Source organism: Sphingobium sp. SA916, assembly GCF_002894065.1.
Classification (GTDB): Bacteria; Pseudomonadota; Alphaproteobacteria; order Sphingomonadales; family Sphingomonadaceae; genus Sphingobium; species Sphingobium fuliginis.
The window spans coordinates 1-1,517 of sequence record NZ_LXYF01000004.1 but is presented as its reverse complement, the minus strand read 5'-3'; the positions used below and the strand labels follow the sequence as shown (position 1 = coordinate 1,517).

Here is a 1,517-nt window from a genome sequence, read left to right as displayed (position 1 = left end):
GATCACGCAAATCGCCGTCTTATCCATAGAAACATCAAGCGCGGCATAGGCAGTCATGGCTTTCCTCCTCGATAGGGGATGCTCAATATGGGGCGAATCGCACCCAATGACCGCATCTCGAAAAACCTCTGGTGCATAGCGGCCTGAACTGATTCACTGCCATTGCGCGACAGCGGAGGCGGTAATGGCGGGACAGCCGGGTTTCTTTGATCTTTCGAACCAGTACGAGGCGCTGAGTGCAGCGGGCGATCCGCTGGAGCGGTTGGCGGCCGTCGTTGACTTCGAGGTTTTCCGTTGACCGCTGGTCGCCGCCCTGCGACGCGCCCCGCGCGCCAAGGGCGGACGTCTGCCGTTCGACCCTGTGCTGATGTTCAAGATCCTGGTTCTGCAGGCACTGTACTCGTTGTCAGACGAGGCAACCGAGTTTCAGATCAAGGATCGGCTGTCGTTTCAGCGGTTCCTGGGCCTTGGGCTCGACGGCACGGTGCCGGATGCGACGACGGTATGGCTGTTCCGCGAGCGCCTCGTGAAGGCCAGGGCGATCGACCGGCTGTTCGCCCGCTTCGATGCCGCGCTGACCGATCGGGGTTATCTGGCCATGGGCGGCCAAATCATCGATGCCACGGTCGTGCCGGCGCCGAAACAACGGAATACCGAAGTGGAGAAGATGGCGATCAAGGAGGGGTGCGTTCCCGAGGCCTGTCAAGTAAAACCCGCCAAGCTCCGCCAGAAGGATCGCGACGCGCGCTGGAGCGTCAAGTACACCAAGGCCAAGGTGAAGGAAGGCGCCGATCCCAAGGCGTTCAAGCCGGTCGACCTCGCTATCCCGATGTTCGGCTACAAGAACCACATCGGCATCGACAGGACCCATGGTCTGATCCGTACCTGGGACGCCAGCGCCGCCAATGCTCACGATGGTGCACGACTGCCCGATGTGGTCAGCAAGGACAACACCGGCTCGGGGGTCTGGGCGGACACGGCCTACCGGTCGAAGAAGAACGAGGCGTTCCTCGCCAAGGGGATGTTCACCAGCCACATCCACCAGAAGAAGCTGCCGCGCCGGCCGATGCCCGAACGCATCGCCAGGGCCAATGCAAAACGATCCGCCGTGCGTTCGGCGGTCGAGCACTTGTTCGCCGGGCAGAAGCACCGCATGGGGCTGGTCGTGCGGACCATCGGCATCGCCCGCGCCCGCATCAAGATCGGGATGGCCAACCTGGCCTATAACTTCCAGCGTCTTGCCTGGCTTGAGGGGCGTCCTGCGCCCGCATGACGCAAAAACCGGCCCCTGCAGCCGGTTCCGACACGGAAATCAGCGGATCAGCACCCAAAAACCGGGGCTCACCGTCAATTTGCGCGCCTTCACGTCGCCATCATGCCGAAATCAGACGGTTCTTCGAGATGCGGTCATTGGGTGCGATTCGCCCCATATTGAGCATCCCCTATCGAGGAGGAAAGCCATGACTGCCTATGCCGCGCTTGATGTTTCTATGGATAAGACGGCGATTTGCGTGATC

1 pseudogene is annotated in these 1,517 nt (G+C 61.5%); it reads left to right on the top strand.

The features are described from left to right. Positions 1 to 184 precede the first annotated feature (184 nt). Positions 185 to 1,273, top strand: a pseudogene (locus A8G00_RS03295) (IS5 family transposase). The last annotated feature ends 244 nt before the right edge of the window (positions 1,274 to 1,517 follow it).